The organism is Acinetobacter sp. ATCC 27244 (assembly GCF_000156555.1).
Classification (GTDB): domain Bacteria; phylum Pseudomonadota; class Gammaproteobacteria; order Pseudomonadales; family Moraxellaceae; genus Acinetobacter; species Acinetobacter haemolyticus.
The window spans coordinates 1-457 of record NZ_GG666004.1 but is presented as its reverse complement, the minus strand read 5'-3'; the positions used below and the strand labels follow the sequence as shown (position 1 = coordinate 457).

Here is a 457-nt window from a genome sequence, read left to right as displayed (position 1 = left end):
TTTATATAAATCTGTACTCGCTGAAGCACACACTCATTACATCAATGAACAACAATTAAGTGAACTAGTAGAAAGTTCACTTCTTCCAACCAAGAAACTGGAAATATTTTTTGAATCGATGATTAGCAAGCTAGCTGAGAAAGATATGTGGCATAGCAAAGTTTTTATTCGTGAACTCTTCTCGCCTACGCCTTACTTACATGAGTTTATGGCAAATGACGGCACTAGAAAACTTCAGAGTATCCGTAAAATTATCAGCCAAGTGTCAGGGATAGATGAAAACCACCCTGCTTTACTTCCTTGTATTTTGAGTGTTGTAGCTCCTTGCCTAATGTTGATTATTACGAGTACAAATATCCCAACACCTGCACAACATCTTTCACAAGTACCATCACAATACTTAGTGAAACATCTCCTGACTTTTTCTTTGGCAGGTTTAGAGGCAATTAAAAACAGT

The 457-nt window shown here is 37.0% G+C and carries 1 protein-coding gene; it reads left to right on the top strand.

The features are described from left to right. Nucleotides 1-457, top strand: a 457-nt coding sequence (locus HMPREF0023_RS15990) for a CerR family C-terminal domain-containing protein (RefSeq protein WP_008942599.1), incomplete at both ends; no start/stop codon positions are given.